20 protein-coding genes are annotated in these 19,672 nt (G+C 70.5%); 16 read left to right on the top strand and 4 right to left on the bottom strand.

The genetic code is table 11. The annotated features are described in order from the left end of the window. The first annotated feature begins 5 nt into the window (after positions 1-5). From ACTYVM_RS25710 to ACTYVM_RS25700, 3 genes are all read left to right on the top strand, one after another. Complete coding sequence (locus tag ACTYVM_RS25710; protein WP_445528235.1) at positions 6-980, top strand: prepilin peptidase; 975 nt, start codon at positions 6-8, stop codon at positions 978-980. A gap of 80 nt (positions 981-1,060) precedes the next feature. Next, positions 1,061-2,260 (top strand): cyclic dehypoxanthinyl futalosine synthase, encoded by a 1,200-nt coding sequence (gene mqnC / locus ACTYVM_RS25705; RefSeq protein WP_400033115.1) that lies wholly within the window; start codon positions 1,061-1,063, stop codon positions 2,258-2,260. Between the two features lie 14 nt (positions 2,261-2,274). Further along, a complete protein-coding gene (locus ACTYVM_RS25700) occupies positions 2,275-2,721 on the top strand; it encodes an imidazolonepropionase-like domain-containing protein (RefSeq protein ID WP_445528234.1) in 447 nt (148 codons plus the stop codon). A gap of 106 nt (positions 2,722-2,827) precedes the next feature. On the opposite strand, the gene ACTYVM_RS25695 is transcribed toward ACTYVM_RS25700, so the two are convergent. After that, entirely contained in the window at positions 2,828-3,814 is a 987-nt protein-coding gene (locus tag ACTYVM_RS25695) for a chitinase (protein WP_445528233.1), read from the bottom strand. 182 nt (positions 3,815-3,996) lie between these two features. On the opposite strand from ACTYVM_RS25695, the gene ACTYVM_RS25690 reads away from it, so the two are divergent. Continuing rightward, positions 3,997-4,689: a demethylmenaquinone methyltransferase gene (locus ACTYVM_RS25690; RefSeq protein ID WP_445528232.1), complete on the top strand. Its 693-nt coding sequence runs from the start codon at positions 3,997-3,999 to the stop codon at positions 4,687-4,689. Between the two features lie 15 nt (positions 4,690-4,704). Here the strand turns inward: ACTYVM_RS25690 and ACTYVM_RS25685 are convergent, their stop codons facing one another. Both ACTYVM_RS25685 and ACTYVM_RS25680 read right to left on the bottom strand, forming a co-directional pair. Next, a complete protein-coding gene (locus tag ACTYVM_RS25685) occupies positions 4,705-5,040 on the bottom strand; it encodes a PASTA domain-containing protein (RefSeq protein ID WP_445528231.1) in 336 nt (111 codons plus the stop codon). A gap of 106 nt (positions 5,041-5,146) precedes the next feature. Continuing rightward, a complete protein-coding gene (locus ACTYVM_RS25680) occupies positions 5,147-5,653 on the bottom strand; it encodes a GNAT family N-acetyltransferase (protein ID WP_445528230.1) in 507 nt (168 codons plus the stop codon). Between the two features lie 47 nt (positions 5,654-5,700). Here ACTYVM_RS25680 and ACTYVM_RS25675 point away from each other — a divergent pair, with 47 nt between their 5' ends. Next, positions 5,701-7,041, top strand: coding sequence for a geranylgeranyl reductase family protein (locus ACTYVM_RS25675; protein ID WP_445528229.1), 1,341 nt, complete (start codon positions 5,701-5,703; stop codon positions 7,039-7,041). Positions 7,042-7,244: 203 nt separating this feature from the next. On the opposite strand, the gene ACTYVM_RS25670 is transcribed toward ACTYVM_RS25675, so the two are convergent. Beyond that, on the bottom strand, positions 7,245-8,069 hold the full coding sequence (locus ACTYVM_RS25670; protein WP_445528228.1) for a C40 family peptidase: 825 nt from the start codon (positions 8,067-8,069) through the stop codon (positions 7,245-7,247). Positions 8,070-8,885: 816 nt separating this feature from the next. Between ACTYVM_RS25670 and ACTYVM_RS25665 the strand changes: the two genes are divergently transcribed. From ACTYVM_RS25665 to nuoK, 11 genes are read left to right on the top strand one after another with little or no spacing between them, the layout of a single operon-like run. Continuing rightward, complete coding sequence (locus tag ACTYVM_RS25665; RefSeq protein ID WP_007383963.1) at positions 8,886-9,245, top strand: NADH-quinone oxidoreductase subunit A; 360 nt, start codon at positions 8,886-8,888, stop codon at positions 9,243-9,245. Between the two features lie 15 nt (positions 9,246-9,260). Continuing rightward, positions 9,261-9,815 carry a NuoB/complex I 20 kDa subunit family protein gene (locus ACTYVM_RS25660; RefSeq protein ID WP_009190037.1) on the top strand — a complete coding sequence of 185 codons (555 nt, stop codon included), beginning with the start codon at positions 9,261-9,263 and terminating at the stop codon, positions 9,813-9,815. Next, complete coding sequence (locus tag ACTYVM_RS25655) at positions 9,812-10,582, top strand: NADH-quinone oxidoreductase subunit C (protein ID WP_445528227.1); 771 nt, start codon at positions 9,812-9,814, stop codon at positions 10,580-10,582. The genes ACTYVM_RS25660 and ACTYVM_RS25655 overlap by 4 nt, the downstream gene beginning before the upstream one ends. Then, on the top strand, positions 10,579-11,910 hold the full coding sequence (locus tag ACTYVM_RS25650; RefSeq protein WP_445528226.1) for an NADH-quinone oxidoreductase subunit D: 1,332 nt from the start codon (positions 10,579-10,581) through the stop codon (positions 11,908-11,910). The genes ACTYVM_RS25655 and ACTYVM_RS25650 overlap by 4 nt, the downstream gene beginning before the upstream one ends. Further along, the gene (gene nuoE / locus ACTYVM_RS25645) at positions 11,907-12,692 is read left to right on the top strand and encodes an NADH-quinone oxidoreductase subunit NuoE (RefSeq protein WP_445528225.1); all 786 of its coding nucleotides are present in this window, start codon (positions 11,907-11,909) and stop codon (positions 12,690-12,692) included. Before ACTYVM_RS25650 ends, nuoE begins: the two co-directional genes overlap by 4 nt. Then, the gene (gene nuoF / locus ACTYVM_RS25640; RefSeq protein ID WP_445528224.1) at positions 12,689-14,035 is read left to right on the top strand and encodes an NADH-quinone oxidoreductase subunit NuoF; all 1,347 of its coding nucleotides are present in this window, start codon (positions 12,689-12,691) and stop codon (positions 14,033-14,035) included. The genes nuoE and nuoF overlap by 4 nt, the downstream gene beginning before the upstream one ends. After that, a complete protein-coding gene (locus tag ACTYVM_RS25635; protein ID WP_445528223.1) occupies positions 14,032-16,536 on the top strand; it encodes an NADH-quinone oxidoreductase subunit G in 2,505 nt (834 codons plus the stop codon). Before nuoF ends, ACTYVM_RS25635 begins: the two co-directional genes overlap by 4 nt. Continuing rightward, on the top strand, positions 16,533-17,933 hold the full coding sequence (nuoH, locus tag ACTYVM_RS25630; RefSeq protein WP_445528222.1) for an NADH-quinone oxidoreductase subunit NuoH: 1,401 nt from the start codon (positions 16,533-16,535) through the stop codon (positions 17,931-17,933). Before ACTYVM_RS25635 ends, nuoH begins: the two co-directional genes overlap by 4 nt. Continuing rightward, complete coding sequence (nuoI, locus tag ACTYVM_RS25625; protein ID WP_445528221.1) at positions 17,926-18,528, top strand: NADH-quinone oxidoreductase subunit NuoI; 603 nt, start codon at positions 17,926-17,928, stop codon at positions 18,526-18,528. Before nuoH ends, nuoI begins: the two co-directional genes overlap by 8 nt. After that, a complete protein-coding gene (locus ACTYVM_RS25620; RefSeq protein ID WP_445528220.1) occupies positions 18,525-19,367 on the top strand; it encodes an NADH-quinone oxidoreductase subunit J in 843 nt (280 codons plus the stop codon). Before nuoI ends, ACTYVM_RS25620 begins: the two co-directional genes overlap by 4 nt. Continuing rightward, positions 19,364-19,663: an NADH-quinone oxidoreductase subunit NuoK gene (gene nuoK / locus ACTYVM_RS25615; protein ID WP_400033082.1), complete on the top strand. Its 300-nt coding sequence runs from the start codon at positions 19,364-19,366 to the stop codon at positions 19,661-19,663. The genes ACTYVM_RS25620 and nuoK overlap by 4 nt, the downstream gene beginning before the upstream one ends. Positions 19,664-19,672: the final 9 nt, after the last annotated feature.

The following is a 19,672-nucleotide window of genomic DNA, read 5'->3' as shown; positions in this document are numbered from 1 at the left end:
GCGCCGTGCCGCCGGCCGGGCTGCCGCTGGTCGCCGCCGCCGCGCTGTGGGGCGCGGTGGCGGGCGCGTCGCTGCCACGGGCCGCGTACCGGTTCTCCGTGCCGTCGGGGGAGGCCTGGCGGGAGCACTGCCCGGACGGGCATCCCGTACGGGGCTGGGTGGGGCGCGGGCGGTGCGGGCAGTGCGCCGCGGCCGCTGCCGACCATCCGGCCGCCGCCCCCGCCGACGGCTCAGCTGCCACCTGTGTTGACGGCCCGGCTGCCGCTCCTGCCGATGGCTCAGCTGCCGCCTGTGTTGACGGCCCGGCTGCCGCTCCTGCCGACGGTCCGGCTGTCGCCTCTGCCGACGACCCGGCCGCCGCCTCAGCCGACGGCTCGGCAGTCACCCCCACCGCCACCCCGACCCCCATTCCCACCCCCACCCGCGACAGCGCCCCCTACGGCCCCCGCGCCCTGTCGACGGCCGTCGGTACCGCCCTGGTCTGTGCCGCGCTCGCCGCCGCCACCGGTGCCCGGCCCGAACTCGTCGTCTGGCTGGTGCTCGCGCCGGTCGGCGTCCTGCTCGCGGTGGTCGACGCGCGGGTGCGGCGGCTGCCCGACGTGCTGACCCTGCCCCTCGCGGGCGCCGCCCTCGCGTTCCTCGGCATGGCCGCCCTGGTCCCCGGGCACGCCGGTCACTGGCCGACCGCCCTGTACGGCGCGCTCGCGCTCGGCGGCTGCTACTTCGTGCTGTTCCTCGTCAACCCCGCCGGGATGGGGTTCGGCGACGTGAAACTGGCGCTCGGGGCGGGCGCCGTCCTCGGCTGGTACGGCTGGCCCACCGTCATGCTGGGCACCTTCGCCGGGTTCCTGTTCGGCGCGCTGTACGGCGGCGCGCTCGTCGTCGTACGGCGGGCCGGCCGCAAGACGGCGATCGCGTTCGGGCCGTTCCTGCTCGCGGGTGCCTTCACCGCCGTCCTGATCGGCGCGTACGCAACCTGAGGACCCCGCCGTGAAACGCCTGGCGTAGGCTGGTTCGGTCCGTCCACAACCCCTTACGAACCTTGCGAAAGGGACGCCCGGTGACCGAGAAGGCCGACCTTCAGTCCGTCCTCGACCGTGCCGCCGCGGGCGGACGGATCAGCCCCGAGGAAGCGCTCGACCTCTACCGCGACGCGCCGCTGCACGCGCTGGGCGCCGCTGCCGACGCCGTGCGCCGCCGGAAGTACGCGGGCACCGAGCACATCGCGACGTACATCATCGAGCGCAACATCAACTACACGAACGTGTGCGTCACGGCGTGCAGGTTCTGCGCCTTCTACGCCGCCCCCAAGGACACCGCCAAGGGGTGGACCCGCGACCTCGACGACATCCTGCGGCGCTGCGCCGAGACCGTCGAACTCGGCGGCACGCAGATCATGTTCCAGGGCGGCCACCACCCGGACTACGGCGTCGAGTACTACGAGAAGCACTTCAGCGCCATCAAGGAGGCCTTCCCGCAGCTGGTGATCCACTCGCTGGGCGCCTCCGAGGTGGAGCACATGGCGCGGATCTCGGGTGTGTCGGTGGAGGAGGCCATCACGCGCATCCACGCGGCCGGCCTGGACTCCTTCGCCGGCGCCGGCGCCGAACTGCTGCCGGAGCGGCCGCGCAAGGCCATCGCCCCGCTGAAGGAGTCCGGGGAACGCTGGCTGGAGATCATGGAGACCGCGCACCGGCTGGGGGTGGAGTCCACCTCGACGATGCTCATGGGCACCGGTGAGACCAACGCCGAGCGGATCGAGCACCTGCGGATGATCCGTGACGTGCAGGACCGCACCGGCGGCTTCCGGGCGTTCATCCCGTACACCTACCAGCCGGAGAACAACCACCTGAAGGGCCGTACACAGGCCACCCTCTTCGAGTACCTGCGGATGATCGCCATCGCGCGCCTCTTCCTCGACAACGTGATGCACATCCAGGGCTCCTGGCTGACCACGGGCAAGGAAGTCGGCCAACTGACCCTGCACTACGGCGCCGACGACCTGGGCTCGATCATGCTCGAGGAGAACGTCGTGTCGTCGGCCGGCGCCAAGCACCGGTCCAACCGGATGGAGATCATCGAGCTGATCCGGAAGGCGGGGCGGGTCCCGGCGCAGCGGGCGACGACGTACGAGCACCTCGTCGTCCACGACGACCCGGCGAACGACCCGGTCGACGACCGCGTGATGTCCCACATCTCGTCGACGGCGATCGCGGGCGGGACGGCCCACCCCGAGCTGAAGCTGCTCACCTCCAACTGAGGTACGAGGTACCGGTGCTGACGATTCACGCGGCCGACGAGGTCCGCGCCGGCTGGGACGCGGAACCCGTCGAGGGCGGCGCGGTCGCCGTCGAGGGCGCCCGGGTCGCGGCCGTGGGGACGCTCGCCGAACTGGAGCGGCGGTTTCCGCACGCGCGCGTGCGGCGCTGGCCGGGCGTGCTCGGGCCCGCGCGCGTCCACGAAGGGCCGCTGCCCGACGCGCCGAGTCCGCGCGAGCGTGTCCACGCGGTCCTCAAGCTCGGCGCGACGGCCGTGCTCGCCGGGTACGCGGACGCGTCCGGGGTGCGGGAGGCCGCCGCCCGCAACGACGTCGCCGTCCTCGCCGGGTCCCGGCCGGCGGCGGTGGTGGAGGGCGGCCGTGCCGACCTCGCCGTCTTCGACGACGACGGCGCCTGCCTCGCCACGGTGTGCGCGGGGCGCCTGGTGCACCGCAGGCGCTGAGGCCGCCGCCGGGCTCAGCCGCCGAACTCCCGTCCCAGCGACGGAGCGCCGGCCCGTCCCAGCGGTGGAGCGCCGGCCCGTCCCAGCGGTGGAGCGCCCGCCCGTCTCAGCCGCCGAACGCCCGGCCGAACGCCCCCGGCTTCTGCCGCACTCCGCTGCAGTCGGTCGCCGCGTCGTCCCGGGACGGGGCGCCCTTGACGCACTGCCGGTCGCGGAAGGTGGACCACATCGACACCCAGGCGATCCCCTTCTTCTCGGCGAAGGAGCGCACCTGGGCCGCGTCCTCGAGCGTGAAGGTCTCGCCGGCGATGTCGTTGGCGCCGATCATCGAGGTGAGCGCCATGCCCTCCCAGGCGGCGGCGTCCGAGAGGCCGAAGACCTTCTTCAGCTGGGTGTGGGCGGCCTTCGCGGCGGTGAGGGCGTAGTCGCCCATGTCGCCGGTGTAGGACTCGGCGTAGTTCATGGTCATGAGGTTGACGGTCGCGACCTGGACGTCGCGCTCGTTCGCGGACTCCAGCAGGGCCAGGCCGTGGGAGTCCAGCCCGGAGGGCATGACGGGCAGCGTGAAGGACACCTCCAGGTCGGGACGCTGCTTCTGAAGGCGCGCGATCGCCCGCGAGCGCAGGTCGACGGAGGCGGCGTCGGTCAACGTGCGGCCCTCGATGTCGAAGTCGGCCTGGGACGAGCCCGCCGCGTCCAGTGCCTTGCCGTACGCGTCGGCCAGCGCGGAGGGGCTGTCACAGGTCGTCGCCAGCTCCTTGCCGGAGGCGCCGCCGAAGGAGACGCGCACCGTGGCGCCCGACTTCTTCAGTTTCGCGATCCGGGACCTCACGTCGGCGTCGCCCGTCCCGGACACGCCGTCCCACCGCGGTGTGCACTCACCGCCGCCGGAGATGACGAAGGCGAGGTTGTACGTGCCGGGCGAGCCCGCGGAGTCGGTGCCCGCAGCGGTGGTGGCGCTCACGTACGGGGCGTACGAGGTGCCGGATCCGGGCGCCCCGTCCGAGGCGCCGCCGGACGCCGTGGAGCAGCCCGTGGCGGCCAGGGCGAACAGGCAGGTGAGCCCGGCCGCCGGCGTCAGGAAACTCCTCATTGCGCATGCACCAGCCTTCGTGACGTCCGTCCGGGAATCCAAACACAGCGGGATCCCGGACCGAGCAGAGCCTTCATCGAGGGCCTGGCAGGTCCGGGAGCCGCGTCTTCGAGCCTGCCATCCAAAGCCGTGGCGCCGGGGCACTTCGGCCGGGCGTCACCCCCGCCTGCCACAATGGGCCGGTGACCCGCGCATCCCTGGAGAAGCAGCCGCACGACGTCGCCTCGATGTTCGACGACGTGGCGGATCGGTACGACCTGACCAACGACGTGCTGTCCCTGGGGCAGGACCGGCGGTGGCGGAAGGAGGTCGCCAGGGCGGTCGACGCCCGGCCCGCGCAGAAGATCCTCGATCTCGCCGCCGGCACGGCCACCTCCTCGTTGCCCTTCACCCGCGCCGGCGCCTACGTGGTCCCCTGCGACTTCTCGCTCGGGATGCTCCGGGTCGGCAAGCGGCGGCACACCTGGCTGCCGTTCACGGCGGGCGACGCGACGCGGCTGCCGTTCAAGGACGACACCTTCGACGCTGTCACCATCTCCTTCGGGCTGCGCAACGTGCAGGACACCGAGACGGCCCTGCGCGAGATGTACCGGGTGACCCGGCCCGGCGGCCGGGTGGTCATCTGCGAGTTCTCCCACCCCACCTGGGCGCCGTTCCGCACCGTCTACACCGAGTACCTGATGCGCGCCCTGCCGCCCGTGGCGCGCGCGGTGTCCTCCAACCCGGACGCCTACGTCTACCTCGCCGAGTCCATCCGGGCCTGGCCCGACCAGCCCGCGCTGGCCGGGCTGCTGCGCACCGCCGGCTGGTCGAAGGTGGCCTGGCGCAACCTCAGCGGCGGGATCGTGTCCCTGCACCGGGGGTTCAAGGCCTGACGGCCGCCCGGACCGTCACACGGGACTGACCGCGTACGGATCGCCCGGTTCGTCGAGTTCGCGCTGGAGGCCCCCGGTGGGCGGTCGCGTCAGGCGCGGCTCGCGGACGCCTCCGCCACCCTCGCCCGCGCCGAAGTCGAACCACACGTACACGAGGGAGTCCCGCGGCACCTCGGCGCCGGGCTGCGGGTACTGGCGGACGACGTGGTCGACGACCGTGCGAAAGAAGTCCGGGCGGTCCGGCGCGTTGAGGAACAGGCCCTGGGCCCGGGCGGTCTCGCGCGCGTCCACGGCCATCAGTCCGACCAGGCGCGGCACGCGCACTTCGGGTGTCTCGGGTGTCCTGTACACAGACGTCACCCCCAGCGGTACCGGCAGGGTAACCGGCCAGGGGTGCCACCCGGAAGCGCCGGGTGCCTTTCTGTGACAATTGACTACCCAAAGTAATCAGTTGTGGTCACAGCTCCAGCCGGTAGCAGTGGCCCTGCCGCTGCGACGTCGGCGTCACGAAGGTCTCCGCCAGGCGCATGCCGAGGCGTTCGGTGACCGCGATGGACCGCTGGTTGCGGGCGTCGACCATGGCCACCACGCTCGTCAGGCCGGCCGTGCGCAGCCGCTCCAGGGTCATCCGGGCGGCCGCCGTGACGTATCCGCGCCCCCAGTGCTCGCGGCCGAGCCGCCAGCCGATCTCGATCTCGCCCGTGGGGCCCCAGTCCCGCTCCCACGGCTGGGCACCCGTGAAGCCGATGACCCGGCCGGACTCGTCGAGCATCGTCCACAGGCAGAAGCCGCGTTCGGCGTCGTGCCGCCGCTGACGGGCGGTCAGCTCCTCGTAGGCGGACAGCTCGGCGGGACGGCCGCCCTGGAACTCCATCACGTCCGGGTCGGCGAAGATCCGGTGCCAGGTGACGGCGTCCTCATCGGTGGGGACACGCAGTCGTACGACGGGGAGAGCTCGGTTCACGGGGCAGCCCTTCAGCCGGGTGATCAATTCTGCTGCATAGACTGCCCATGTCCAGTGCCGGTCGGCACACAGATTCCGAACCTTGGGGAGATCCCGCCGTGTCCGTGACTGAGCCCCTCTCCGAGAACACCGCCGATGTGATCGTCGTGGGCGCGGGGCCGGCCGGGTCCACCACCGCCTACCACCTCGCCCGGGCCGGACTCGACGTACTCCTGCTGGAGAAGACCGAGTTCCCGAGGGAGAAGGTCTGCGGCGACGGTCTCACCCCACGCGCCGTCAAGCAGCTCGTCGCGATGGGCGTCGACATCTCCGAGGAGGCCGGCTGGCTGCGCAACAAGGGCCTGAGGATCGTCGGCGGAGGTGTCCGCCTCCAGCTGGACTGGCCCGACCTCGCCTCCTTCCCCGACTACGGGCTCGTGCGCAAGCGCGACGACTTCGACGAGCAGCTCGCCCGGCAGGCGCAGAAGGCGGGCGCCCGGCTGTTCGAGCGCTGCAACGTGTCCGCGCCCCTCGTCGACGACCGCACCGGCCGCATCACCGGGGTCAGGGCCAAGCTGGGTGAGGAAAAGCGCGAGGTCACCTTCCACGCGCCGCTCGTGGTCGCCGCCGACGGCAACTCCACCCGGCTGTCCCTGGCGATGGGACTGCACCGCCGCGAGGACCGCCCGATGGGCGTCGCGGTGCGCACGTACTTCACCAGCCCCCGCCACGAAGACGACTACCTGGAGTCCTGGCTGGAGCTGTGGGACCGGCGCGGCCCCCAGGACCGGCTGCTGCCCGGCTACGGCTGGATCTTCGGCATGGGCGACGGCACCTCCAACGTCGGCCTGGGCGTGCTCAACACCTCCGAGTCCTTCAAGGAGCTGGACTGGCGCGAGGTCCTCAAGGCCTGGTGCGCGTCGATGCCCGAGGACTGGGGCTACACCCCGGACAACATGACAGGACCGATCCGCGGCGCCGCCCTGCCCATGGCCTTCAACCGCCAGCCCCACTACACGCGGGGCCTGCTGCTCGTCGGCGACGCGGGTGGCCTGGTCAACCCGTTCAACGGCGAGGGCATCGCCTATGCGATGGAGTCCGGCCAGCTCGCCGCCGACGTCATCGTCCAGGCCCACTCCCGGGCCACCCCGGCGCAGCGCGAGCTCGCCCTGCGGCGCTACCCGCGGATCCTGAAGGACACCTACGGCGGCTACTACACGCTGGGCCGCGCCTTCGTGAAGCTCATCGGCAACCCGAAGGTCATGCAGATCGCCGCCCAGCGCGGGCTGACCCACCCGCTGCTGATGAAGTTCACCCTCAAGCTCCTGGCCAACCTCACCGACCCGACGGGCGGCGACGCGATGGACCGCATCATCAACGGCCTGAGCAAGGTGGCCCCGAAGGCGTAGCACCCGCGGGGACGACAACGGGGCCGGCTCGTGGGCGAGCCGGCCCCGTTCGCGTCTCAGGGGACGAACGTTCGTGTCATAGGGGGTGAACGTTCGCGTCAGCGGGTGAAGCCGGCGAAACGGGCGAATCGGTGACGGACCGAAGGGCCGCTGCCCCCGAGCGGCTGCGGCCCTTCAGTCGTCACGGCAGTGCGCGGGCGTCCTCAGAGCACCCGGACCGCGCCGGACGGCGGGTCGTAGGACAGCGGACGCTCGACGACGCCCGTGGACGGGTTCTGCGCACCGACGAACATACCGTCACCGACGTAGACACCCACGTGGTACGCGCTGCCCGCGCCGCCCCAGTAGAGGATGTCGCCCGGCTGGAGGTTGGACAGCGACACCTGGGTACCGGCGGTCGACTGGTCCTGGGAGACCCGCGGGAGGCTGATGCCGACCTGCTTGAAGGCGGTCTGCACCAGGCCGGAGCAGTCGTAGGCGGACGGGCCGGTGGCGCCGGAGACGTAGGCCTTGCCGACCTGGGCCTTGACGAACGAGATGACCGCCGCGGCCGAACCGGTCGCCGTGGACACGCTCGTGGAGGTGCTGCCGACGCCCACCGAGGCGCTGAGCGTCGGCCGATCGGTCGTGCGCGAGGCGCGCTCGGCGGCCGCGCGGGCGGCGGCCCTCTTCCGGGCGGCCTCGGCGGCCTTCTTGCGGGCCTCCGCCTTCTTCTTGGCGTCGGCAAGGTCCGCCTTGGCCTGCTTCGCGGCCTTTGCGGCGGCCGCGTCGCGTTCGGCGCCGAGCCGGTAGTTGGCGGCGGCCTGCTCCGTGGCGTCCGCCGACTGGGCCACCTGGGCGGCCAGGTCGGCGGTCAGCGTGGGGAGTTCGAGGGTCTGGGTCACCGGCTCGGCGGCGTTCGCCGAGGCCGACGAGCCGGCCACTGCCAGGGTGCCGAGGACGCCGCCGGCCACTCCGGCCCGCATCGCGACTCTCGACGCGCTACGGCGGGGCTTCCGGTGGCTGCGTATGTGAGCGGTGTGGGACATGGGAACAACCGGTACCAGGGGCTCCTTCATATCTTCAAGAAACGTGTGGTGCGCCACATTTGCTCAACGGGGCGGGCAAATCCCGGTGCCGAGGTTCCTTATTGACGCCGTAACGGACATTGCGGGCGGACGTGATCATGCCTTTGATCATGGTCTTTCGCTGTTACGCCCGAATTGCTCCGGACCTACCATCCGTGTGGATCGTTGGCCAAGCCCGACTCTCAGAGTTCTCTCATGGACGTGACGGAGGTCACGGAACGGCCACCGCCCCGCGGTGCGTCCGCGCGGCCGACGCGCGGGCTGACTCACCGGTCCCATTTGTCACTTGCGCCCCATTGGTGAAAGTGCGCCCGAGCGGCCTCCTGTGTCGCACCGCTCGGCTTGTGAGCGGGTGAACGTGTCCACATCCCGCGCCGCCGTCCCTCTGATGTGTGAAAAGAGGGCCCATATCAAGGTCTTGACACCGTTCGCCACTTTGCGCCGGACTCCGTGCATCTGATAGTGCACACCCTCTCCGACCTGCAAATACGAGGTAAAATGTGACCAGTAGTGATCACACAGGTGCTTCGCGTGCGAAGATCACCGCTCATCCGACTTGATGATCGTTCGTCAGGTGGTGGAGATCACAAAGTCCATGCAATACCCCGTGTCGCAGATCACAGAGCGTCGGGCATAGGATGCGAGGCAGTTGGGCTTGTGACCTGCTTCACATGTTCTCGATCTTGGTCGAACGGGCCGGGGATCGGGGGGCCGGTGAGGCGGCTGTGGGCCCAGCGACCGCCAGCAGTCAGTGCCGACTGAGAGGAGCGAGGAGCGGTGAACGCGTATGCGCCCATCCTCGTACTGGGAGCCCTCGGGGCAGGCTTTGCGATCTTCTCCGTGGTCATGGCCACGCTGATCGGACCGAAGCGGTACAACCGCGCCAAACTCGAGGCGTACGAGTGCGGTATCGAGCCGACCCCCACGCCGGCCGGCGGCGGGCGCTTCCCCATCAAGTACTACCTGACGGCGATGCTCTTCATCGTCTTCGACATCGAGATCGTCTTCCTCTACCCGTGGGCCGTCACCTTCGACGCCCTGGGTGTATTCGGGCTCGTGGAGATGCTGCTCTTCGTGCTCACCGTCTTCGTCGCGTACGCGTACGTATGGCGGCGCGGCGGCCTGGAATGGGACTGAGGGGCCTTTAACGACATGGGACTCGAAGAAAAGCTGCCGAGCGGCTTCCTGCTGACGACCGTCGAGCAGGCCGCGGGCTGGGTGCGCAAGGCGTCCGTCTTTCCGGCCACCTTCGGCCTCGCCTGCTGCGCGATCGAGATGATGACCACCGGCGCCGGCCGCTACGACCTGGCGCGCTTCGGCATGGAGGTCTTCCGCGGTTCGCCCCGCCAGGCGGACCTGATGATCGTGGCCGGCCGGGTCAGCCAGAAGATGGCGCCGGTCCTGCGGCAGGTCTACGACCAGATGCCCAACCCCAAGTGGGTGATCTCGATGGGCGTCTGCGCCTCCTCGGGCGGCATGTTCAACAACTACGCGATCGTCCAGGGCGTCGACCACATCGTGCCGGTCGACATCTACCTGCCGGGCTGTCCGCCCCGGCCCGAGATGCTGATGGACGCGATCCTCAAGCTGCACCAGAAGATCCAGTCCACCAAGCTCGGCGTGAACGCCGAGGAGGCCGCCCGCGAGGCGGAGGAGGCCGCGCTCAAGGCCCTGCCCACGATCGAGATGAAGGGGCTGCTGCGATGAGCGACGGACACGGCAAGGACGTGAACGGGTCCGCGAACGGGGTGAACCCCGAGAAGGACCTGTCAGCCGACAACCTCCCCGGCCAGCGCGGCCAGGGTGGCGAGGAGATCCGCGTCCAGCGCGGCATGTTCGGCGCCAACAACGGCGGCGACACCTCCGGCTACGGCGGCCTGGTCCGCTCGGTCCGGCTCCCGGGCCCGGCGAGCCGTCCCTACGGCGGCCCCGGCGGAGCCTTCGACGAGATCGCCGACGAACTCGAGGGCGCGCTGGAGGAGCAGGGCCTCCTCCCGGAGAACGCGATCGAGAAGACGGTCGTCGACCGCGGCGAACTGACCTTCCACATCGAGCGCGAGCACCTGGTGCGCGTCGCCCGCACCCTGCGCGACGACCCCGCCCTGCGCTTCGAGCTGTGCACCGGCGTCAGCGGTGTCCACTACCCGCAGGACAAGGGCCGCGAGCTGCACGCCGTGTACCACCTGCGCTCGATCACCCACAACCGGCTGGTCCGCCTGGAGGTCAGCGCCCCCGACGCCGACCCGCACGTCCCGTCGCTGGTCCCCGTCTATCCGACCAACGACTGGCACGAGCGCGAGACGTACGACTTCTTCGGGATCGTCTTCGACGGCCACCCGGCCCTGACGCGGATCATGATGCCGGACGACTGGCAGGGCCATCCGCAGCGCAAGGACTATCCCCTCGGCGGCATCCCCGTCGAGTACAAGGGCGCCCAGATCCCGGCTCCGGACCAGCGGAGGTCGTACTCATGAGCACGCACACCCCCTCGTCCGCCTCGGCGCGCGAGACCACCGAGGGCACGGTCTACACGGTCACCGGTGGCGACTGGGACGAGGTCGCCCGGTCCGCGGCCCGCGCCGACGACGAGCGCATCGTCGTCAACATGGGCCCCCAGCACCCGTCCACCCACGGCGTGCTCCGGCTGATCCTGGAGATCGACGGCGAGACGGTCACCGAGGCCCGCTGCGGCATCGGCTATCTGCACACCGGCATCGAGAAGAACCTCGAGTTCCGCACGTGGACGCAGGGCACCACCTTCGTCACGCGCATGGATTACCTGACGTCCTTCTTCAACGAGACCGCCTACTGCCTCGCCGTCGAGAAACTCCTCGGCATCGAGGACCAGATCACCGAGCGCGCCAAGATCATCCGGGTGCTCCTGATGGAGCTGAACCGGCTCTCCTCCCACCTGGTGTGCATCGCCACCGGCGGCATGGAGCTGGGCGCCACCACGATCATGATCTACGGATTCCGTGATCGTGAAATGATTCTCGACCTCTACGAGCTCATCACGGGCCTCCGGATGAACCACGCGTACATCCGGCCCGGCGGACTCGCCCAGGACCTGCCGCCCGGCGCGGTGGACCAGATCCGCGAGTTCGTGAAGAAGATGACGAAGAACCTCCCGGAGTACGACGCGCTCGCCACCGGGAACCCCATCTTCAAGGCCCGGATGCAGGACGTCGGCTACCTCGACCTGGCCGGCTGCATGGCCCTCGGCGCCACCGGCCCGATCCTGCGCTCCACCGGCCTGCCGCACGACCTGCGCAAGACCCAGCCCTACTGCGGCTACGAGACCTACGACTTCGACATCCCGACCGCCGACACCTGCGACTCCTACGGCCGCTTCCTGATCCGCCTGGAGGAGATGCGCCAGTCGCTCAGGATCGTCGAGCAGTGCCTGGACCGGCTGGAGCCGGGCCCGGTCATGGTCGCCGACAAGAAGATCGCCTGGCCCGCCCAGCTCGCCCTGGGACCGGACGGACTGGGCAACTCCCTCGACCACATCAAGAAGATCATGGGCACCTCCATGGAGGCCCTGATCCACCACTTCAAGCTGGTCACCGAGGGCTTCCGCGTCCCGCCGGGACAGGCGTACGCGGCGGTCGAGTCGCCCAAGGGCGAACTCGGAGTGCACGTCGTCTCCGACGGAGGCACCCGCCCCTACCGGGTCCACTTCCGGGACCCGTCCTTCACCAACCTTCAGGCGATGGCGGCGATGTGCGAGGGCGGCCAGGTCGCCGACGTCATCGTCGCCGTCGCGTCCATCGACCCCGTGATGGGAGGCGTCGACCGGTGACCACCAGTCCTTCGGAGCGGGGCGTCAGCCTGGGCATGCCCGAACTGCCCGCGCCCGACTACCCGGACGACGTCCGCACGCGGCTCGAGCGGGACGCGCGCGAGATCGTCGCCCGCTACCCCGACTCCCGGTCCGCCCTGCTGCCGCTGCTGCACCTGGTGCAGTCGGAGGAGGGCTACGTCACGCGCGCCGGGATGCGGTTCTGCGCGGAGGTGCTCGGCCTGACCACGGCCGAGGTCACCGCCGTCGCCACCTTCTACACCATGTACCGGCGCAAGCCGTCCGGCGACTACCAGGTGGGGGTCTGCACCAACACCCTGTGCGCCGTGATGGGCGGCGACGCCATCTTCGAGGCCCTCCAGGAGCACCTCGGCGTCGGCAACGGCGAGACCACCGACGACGGCAAGGTCACCCTGGAGCACATCGAGTGCAACGCGGCCTGCGACTACGCGCCGGTCGTGATGGTCAACTGGGAGTTCTTCGACAACCAGACCCCGGCGACCGTCAAGCGCCTGGTCGACGACCTGCGCGCGGACCGGGCGGTGACGCCCACGCGCGGCGCGCCCCTGTGCACGTTCAAGGAGACCGCCCGGATCCTGGCCGGCTTCCCCGACGAGCGCGAAGGGGCGACGGAGTCCGGCGGCAGCGCCGGACCCGCCTCGCTGGTGGGCCTGCGCCTGGCCAAGGGAGAGGCCGCACCCGCGCGCGTGGTCCACCCCCGTGACGGCGGACCGCAGGACGCCGCACCGCAGGACGCAGTCGGAGAGGAGGGGGAGGGATGACCTTGGCACCGGAAATCGACGAGAGCAGCCCCGAGAAGCTGCTCGTACCCGTGCTGTCGGCCTTCTGGGACGAGGACAGGTCCTGGACGCTGGACGTCTACCGGAGGCACGAGGGGTACGAGGGACTCCGCAAGGCGCTCGCCATGTCGCCGGACGACGTGATCGCGTACGTCAAGGAATCCGGTCTGCGCGGCCGCGGCGGCGCCGGGTTCCCCACGGGAATGAAGTGGCAGTTCATTCCCCAGGGCGATGGCAAGCCGCACTATCTCGTTGTCAACGCCGACGAATCGGAGCCCGGGACCTGCAAGGACATCCCGCTCCTCTTCGCGAACCCGCACAGCCTCATCGAGGGCATCGTCATCGCGTGCTACGCCATCAGGTCGTCGCATGCCTTCATCTACCTGCGGGGCGAAGTCGTCCCCGTACTGCGGCGGTTGCACGCGGCCGTACGCGAGGCCTACGCGGCCGGCTACCTCGGCAAGAACGTCCTGGGCAGCGGCCTCGACCTCGACCTCACCGTGCACGCCGGCGCCGGCGCGTACATCTGCGGTGAGGAGACCGCGCTGCTGGACTCGCTCGAGGGCCGCCGTGGCCAACCGCGGCTGCGTCCTCCCTTCCCGGCCGTCGCCGGCCTCTACGCGTGCCCCACTGTGGTGAACAACGTCGAGTCCATCGCGTCGGTTCCCGCGATCCTGCACCACGGCAAGGACTGGTTCAGGTCGATGGGCAGCGAGAAGTCCCCCGGCTTCACGCTCTACTCGCTCAGCGGCCATGTCGCGAACCCCGGCCAGTACGAGGCCCCGCTCGGCATCACGCTGCGTCAGCTGCTCGACATGAGCGGCGGCATGCGCCCCGGGCACCGGCTGAAGTTCTGGACGCCGGGCGGTTCCTCCACGCCGATGTTCACCGACGAGCACCTCGACGTGCCGCTCGACTACGAGGGCGTGGGCGCCGCGGGCTCGATGCTCGGCACCAAGGCCCTCCAGTGCTTCGACGAGACGACGTGCGTGGTGCGGGCGGTGACCCGGTGGACCGAGTTCTACGCCCACGAGTCCTGCGGCAAGTGCACGCCGTGCCGTGAAGGAACGTACTGGCTGGTGCAGTTGATGCGGGACATCGAGGCCGGCAAGGGCGCGATGTCCGACCTCGACAAGCTGAACGACATCGCCGACAACATCAACGGCAAGTCCTTCTGCGCCCTCGGTGACGGTGCCGCCTCCCCGATCTTCTCCTCCCTGAAGTTCTTCCGCGAGGAGTACGAGCAGCACATCACGGGCCGGGGCTGCCCCTTCGACCCGGCCAAGTCCACGGCCTGGGCCGATCGCACGGAGGTGAACCCATGACCGTGACCACCAACGCTCCCGCGGGCGGGGGAGAGGCGGCGGTCCCGCCGGACGATCTCGTGACGCTGACGATCGACGGAGCCGAGATCAGCGTGCCCAAGGGCACCCTGGTCATCCGGGCCGCCGAACAGCTCGGCATCGAGATCCCCCGGTTCTGCGACCACCCCCTGCTCGACCCGGCCGGCGCCTGCCGCCAGTGCATCGTGGAGGTCGAGGGCCAGCGCAAGCCGATGGCCTCCTGCACGATCACCTGCACGGACGGGATGGTCGTCAGGACCCAGCTCACCTCTCCGGTCGCCGAGAAGGCCCAGCACGGTGTGATGGAGCTGCTGCTCATCAACCACCCGCTGGACTGCCCGGTCTGCGACAAGGGCGGCGAGTGCCCGCTGCAGAACCAGGCCATGTCGCACGGCAACGCCGAGTCCCGCTTCGAGGGCAAGAAGCGGACCTACGAGAAGCCCGTGCCGATCTCCACGCAGGTGCTGCTCGACCGGGAGCGGTGCGTGCTGTGCGCCCGCTGCACCCGGTTCTCGAACCAGATCGCCGGCGACCCGATGATCGAGCTGATCGAGCGGGGCGCGCTCCAGCAGGTCGGCACCGGCGAGGGCGACCCCTTCGAGTCGTACTTCTCCGGCAACACCATCCAGATCTGCCCCGTCGGGGCGCTCACCTCGGCGGCGTACCGCTTCCGCTCCCGCCCCTTCGACCTGGTCTCCTCGCCGTCGGTGTGCGAGCACTGCTCGGGCGGCTGCGCCACCCGCACCGACCACCGGCGCGGCAAGGTCATGCGGCGGCTCGCCGCCAACGACCCCGAGGTCAACGAGGAGTGGATCTGCGACAAGGGGCGCTTCGCGTTCCGGTACGCGCAGCTGAAGGACCGCCTGACCACACCGCTGGTGCGCAACCCCGAGGGCGAGCTGGTGCCGGCGTCCTGGCCGGAGGCGCTGGAGATCGCCGCCCAGGGCCTGCTCGCCTCGCGCGGGCGGACCGGTGTCCTCACCGGCGGCCGGCTCACCGTCGAGGACGCCTACGCGTACAGCAAGTTCGCGCGCGTCGCGCTCGACACCAACGACATCGACTTCCGCGCGCGCGTGCACAGCGGCGAGGAGGCCGACTTCCTCGCCTCCCGGATCGCCGGCCGAGGCCGGGACCTCGACGGCGGCGGTGTCACGTACACCGCGCTGGAGAAGGCGCCCGCCGTGCTGCTCGTCGGGCTCGAGTCCGAGGAGGAGGCGCCCGGCGTCTTCCTCCGGCTGCGCAAGGCCTGGCGGGGGCACGGGCAGAAGGTGTTCGCGCTGGCCGCGCACGCCACCCGGGGCCTGGAGAAGACGGGCGGCACCCTGCTGCCGGCCGCGCCCGGCACCGAGAGCGAGTGGCTGGACGCGCTGGCCGGCGGCGTCGGACTGGAGGACGACGGCACCCGGGCCGCCGAGGCCCTGCGGGCCGAGGGCGCGGTCATCGTCGTCGGCGAGCGGCTCGCCTCGGTCGCCGGCGGCCCGACCGCCGCCGTACGGGCCGCCGCCGCGACCGGCGCACAGCTGGTGTGGATGCCGCGCCGGGCCGGTGAGCGCGGCGCCGTCGAGGCCGGCGCGCTGCCGTCGCTGCTGCCGGGCGGGCGCCCGGCCACCGATCCGCGCGCGCGGGAGGAGGTCGCCGCGCTCTGGGGCGTCGCCGAGCTCCCGCACCGCTACGGCCGCGACACCGGACAGATCGTCGAGGCCGTGGCGGCGGGCCAGCTCCAGGCCCTGCTCGTCGCCGGCGTGGAGGTCGCCGACCTGCCCGATCCGGCACGCGCGCGTGCGGCCCTGTCCGAGGCGGGCTTCGTGGTGTCGCTGGAGCTGCGGCCCAGCGAGGTCACCGCACACGCGGACGTGGTCCTGCCCGTCGCCGCCGTCGCCGAGAAGGCCGGTTCCTTCCTCAACTGGGAGGGCCGGGTCCGCTCCTTCGAGGCCGCGCTCAAGCCCGACCAGATGACCCGCACCCTGGCGCCCACCGACGCGCGCGTGCTCCAGATGCTGGCCGACGCCATGGACGTCCACCTGGGTCTGCCGGACCTGCGGACCGTGCGCGCCGAGCTGGACCGGCTGGGTGCCTGGACCGGGCCGCGCGCCACCGACCCGGAGGGCAGCGCGGGCCCGGCACCGCGGCCGGCCGCCGGGGAGGCCGTGCTCGCGGGGCACCGGCTGCTGCTCGACCAGGGTGTCCTCCAGGAGGGCGACGAGGCGCTCGCCGGAACCCGGCACGCCGCACGCGCGCGCGTGTCGGCCGCCACGGCCGCCGAGGCGGGCGTCGCGGACTCCGCCGTGCTCGCCGTGACCGGTCCGGCCGGAACGGTCGAACTCCCGCTGGAGATCACCGAGATGCCCGACCGGGTGGTGTGGCTCCCGCTGAACTCCGTCGGCGGGGGCGTCACCTCCGACACCGGGGCGCTGCCCGGCTCCCTCGTCCGCATCGGCCCGGCGACGTCCTCGACCGAGGCCCCCAAGGAGGTGGAGGCATGAGCCCGTACCTCGCCGCTGAGAACCTGTCGATGTTCGGCACCGATCCCTGGTGGCTGGTCGTCGTCAAGGCGGTGTTCTGCTTCGCCTTCCTGATGGTGACCGTGCTGTTCTCCATCGTCTGGGAGCGCAAGGTCGTCGCCTGGATGCAGCTGCGCATCGGCCCCAACCGGAACGGGCCCTGGGGCATGCTCCAGTCGCTCGCCGACGGCGTGAAGCTGATGCTCAAGGAGGACGTCGTCGTCAAGCGCGCGGACAAGGTGGTCTACGTCCTCGCGCCGATCGTCGCGGCCATCCCGGCGTTCATGGCGATCGCCGTGATCCCCTTCGGACCGGCGAACAACGAGGTCTCGATCTTCGGCCACCGCACCGCGATGCAGTTGACCGACCTGCCGATCGCGATGCTGTACATCCTCGCGGTCGCCTCCGTCGGCATCTACGGCATCGTGCTGGCGGGCTGGAGCTCCGGATCGACCTACCCGCTCCTGGGCGGCCTGCGGTCCTGCGCGCAGATGATCTCCTACGAGATCGCCATGGGCGCCGCGTTCGCCTCGGTCTTCCTGTACTCGGGCTCGATGTCCACGTCGACGATCGTCGAGCAGCAGCACGACCGCTGGTACATCCTGCTGCTGCCGGTCTCGTTCGTCCTCTACATCGTCACGATGGTCGGGGAGACCAACCGCGCGCCGTTCGACATGCCGGAGTCCGAGGGCGACCTGGTCGGTGGCTTCAACACCGAGTACTCGTCGATCAAGTTCGCGATGTTCATGCTCGCCGAGTACGTGAACATGGTGACGGTCTCCGCGGTGTCGACCACGCTCTTCCTGGGCGGCTGGCGGGCCCCCTGGCCGATCAGCACCTTCTGGGAGGGCGCCAACCACGGCTGGTGGCCGCTGCTCTGGTTCGTGATCAAGGTCCAATTGCTGCTGTTCTTCTTCATCTGGCTGCGCGGCACGCTCCCGCGGGTCCGCTACGACCAGCTGATGAAGCTCGGCTGGAAGGTCCTCATCCCGGCCTCCGTGGTCTGGCTGATGCTCGTCGCGACCGTCCGGGTGCTGCGGAACCAGAACTACGGCTTCACCGACATCGCCCTCTACGTCGCCGGTGCGGTGCTGACGGTGCTGATCCTGTCCTTCGTCGCCGACATGTTCCGCGAGCGGGCGAAGGACGCGGAGAAGCCCGAGGCCGGGCCGGCCGCCTTCGACGCGATGGCCGGCGGATTCCCCGTACCGCCGCTGCCGGGGCAGGAACTGCCGCCGGTGCCGCGGCGCCGCTCGCGGAGGGGGTCCCCCCGCGCGAGCGAATTCGAGCGTGGGGGAGAGCGGGAGTTGATTGTCAGTGGTGGGTCGGACACTGCCAGTGACGGACCTCTGGATGGAAAGGAGGCGTCCGATGGCTGAGGAGCCCAAGGAGACCAAACCCGGTTTCCTGAACCCCGTGGCCGGCTTCGGTGTGACCTTCAAGGCCATGTTCAAGAAGCGGCTGACCGAGCAGTACCCGGAGCAGCAGAAGACCACGGCTCCGCGCTTCCACGGACGGCACCAGCTCAACCGCCATCCGGACGGCCTGGAGAAGTGCGTCGGCTGCGAGCTGTGCGCCTGGGCGTGCCCCGCCGACGCCATCTACGTGGAAGGCGCCGACAACACCGACGAGGAGCGCTACTCGCCGGGCGAGCGGTACGGGCGCGTGTACCAGATCAACTACGCCCGTTGCATCCTGTGCGGCCTGTGCATCGAGGCGTGCCCCACGCGCGCGCTGACGATGACCAACGAGTTCGAACTCGCCGACTCCAGCCGCGCCAACCTCATCTACACCAAGGAGCAGCTGCTCGCCGGTCTCGAAGAGGGCATGGTCGAAACACCGCACGCCATCTACCCGGGGACGGACGAGCAGGACTACTACCGGGGCCTGGTGACGGAGGCCGCGCCGGGCACGGTGCGCCAGGTCGCCGTCTCCAAGGGTGAGAGGCCCGAGGAACAGGGGGCTGACGCATGAGCGCGCAGCTCGCCGCCTACTCCACCTCCACCGGAGAGGCCTTCCAGTTCTGGGTGCTCGGCACCGTCGCGGTGATCGGCGCCCTGTGCACCGTCTTCATGAAGCGGGCCGTGCACAGCGCGCTGTGCCTGGCCGCCACCATGATCGTCCTGGCGGTGTTCTACCTCACCAACGGCGCCTACTTCCTGGGCATCGTGCAGATCGTCGTCTACACCGGCGCGATCATGATGCTGTTCCTGTTCGTGGTGATGCTCGTCGGCGTGACCGCGGCGGACTCCCTGAAGGAGACCATCAAGGGCCAGCGCTGGCTGGCCCTGTTGTGTGGGCTCGGCTTCGGCATCCTGCTCGTCGCCGGCATCGCCAACGCCTCCCTGAAGGAGTTCAACGGCATCGGCAGGGCCAACGCGGGCGGCAACGTGGAGGGTCTGGCCTCCCTCCTGTTCACCCGGTACGTCTTCGCCTTCGAACTCACCGGCGCCCTGCTGATCACGGCCACCGTCGGCGCCATGGTGCTCACCCACCGGGAGCGCACCGAGCGGGCCAGGACCCAGCGCGAGCTGTCCGAGCAGCGCGTGCGTGAGGGCACGCACGTACCGCCGCTGCCGGCGCCCGGCGTCTACGCCCGGCACAACGCCGTGGACATCGCCGGACTGCTGCCCGACGGCACCCCGTCCGAGCTCACCGTCAGCAAGACGCTGCGCGAGCGCGGGCAGATCCGTGACGTCTCGGCCGAGGCCCTCAACGACCTCAAGGCCCTGGAGCAGCGCGCCGCGGAACGCCTCGAGCGCACCGAGATCGAGCCGACGGCCTTCAAGCAGTCCGAGGAGGCGTCGAAGTGAACCCCGTGAACTACCTCTACCTCGCCGCCCTGTTGTTCACGATCGGCGCCACCGGCGTACTGATCCGGCGCAACGCCATCGTGGTCTTCATGTGCATCGAGCTGATGCTGAACGCCTGCAACCTCACGCTCGTCACCTTCTCCCGGATGCACGGCAACCTCGACGGCCAGATCATCGCGTTCTTCACGATGGTCGTCGCCGCAGCGGAGGTCGTGGTCGGGCTCGCGATCATCGTGTCGGTGTTCCGTTCCCGCCACTCGGCCTCGGTCGACGACGCCAGCCTGATGAAGCTGTAAGGGGTCGGA

It is taken from the genome of Streptomyces cyslabdanicus (genome assembly GCF_052663305.1).
Note: the sequence above shows the minus strand (reverse complement) of the source record. Positions and strands in the feature narration are given on the sequence as shown.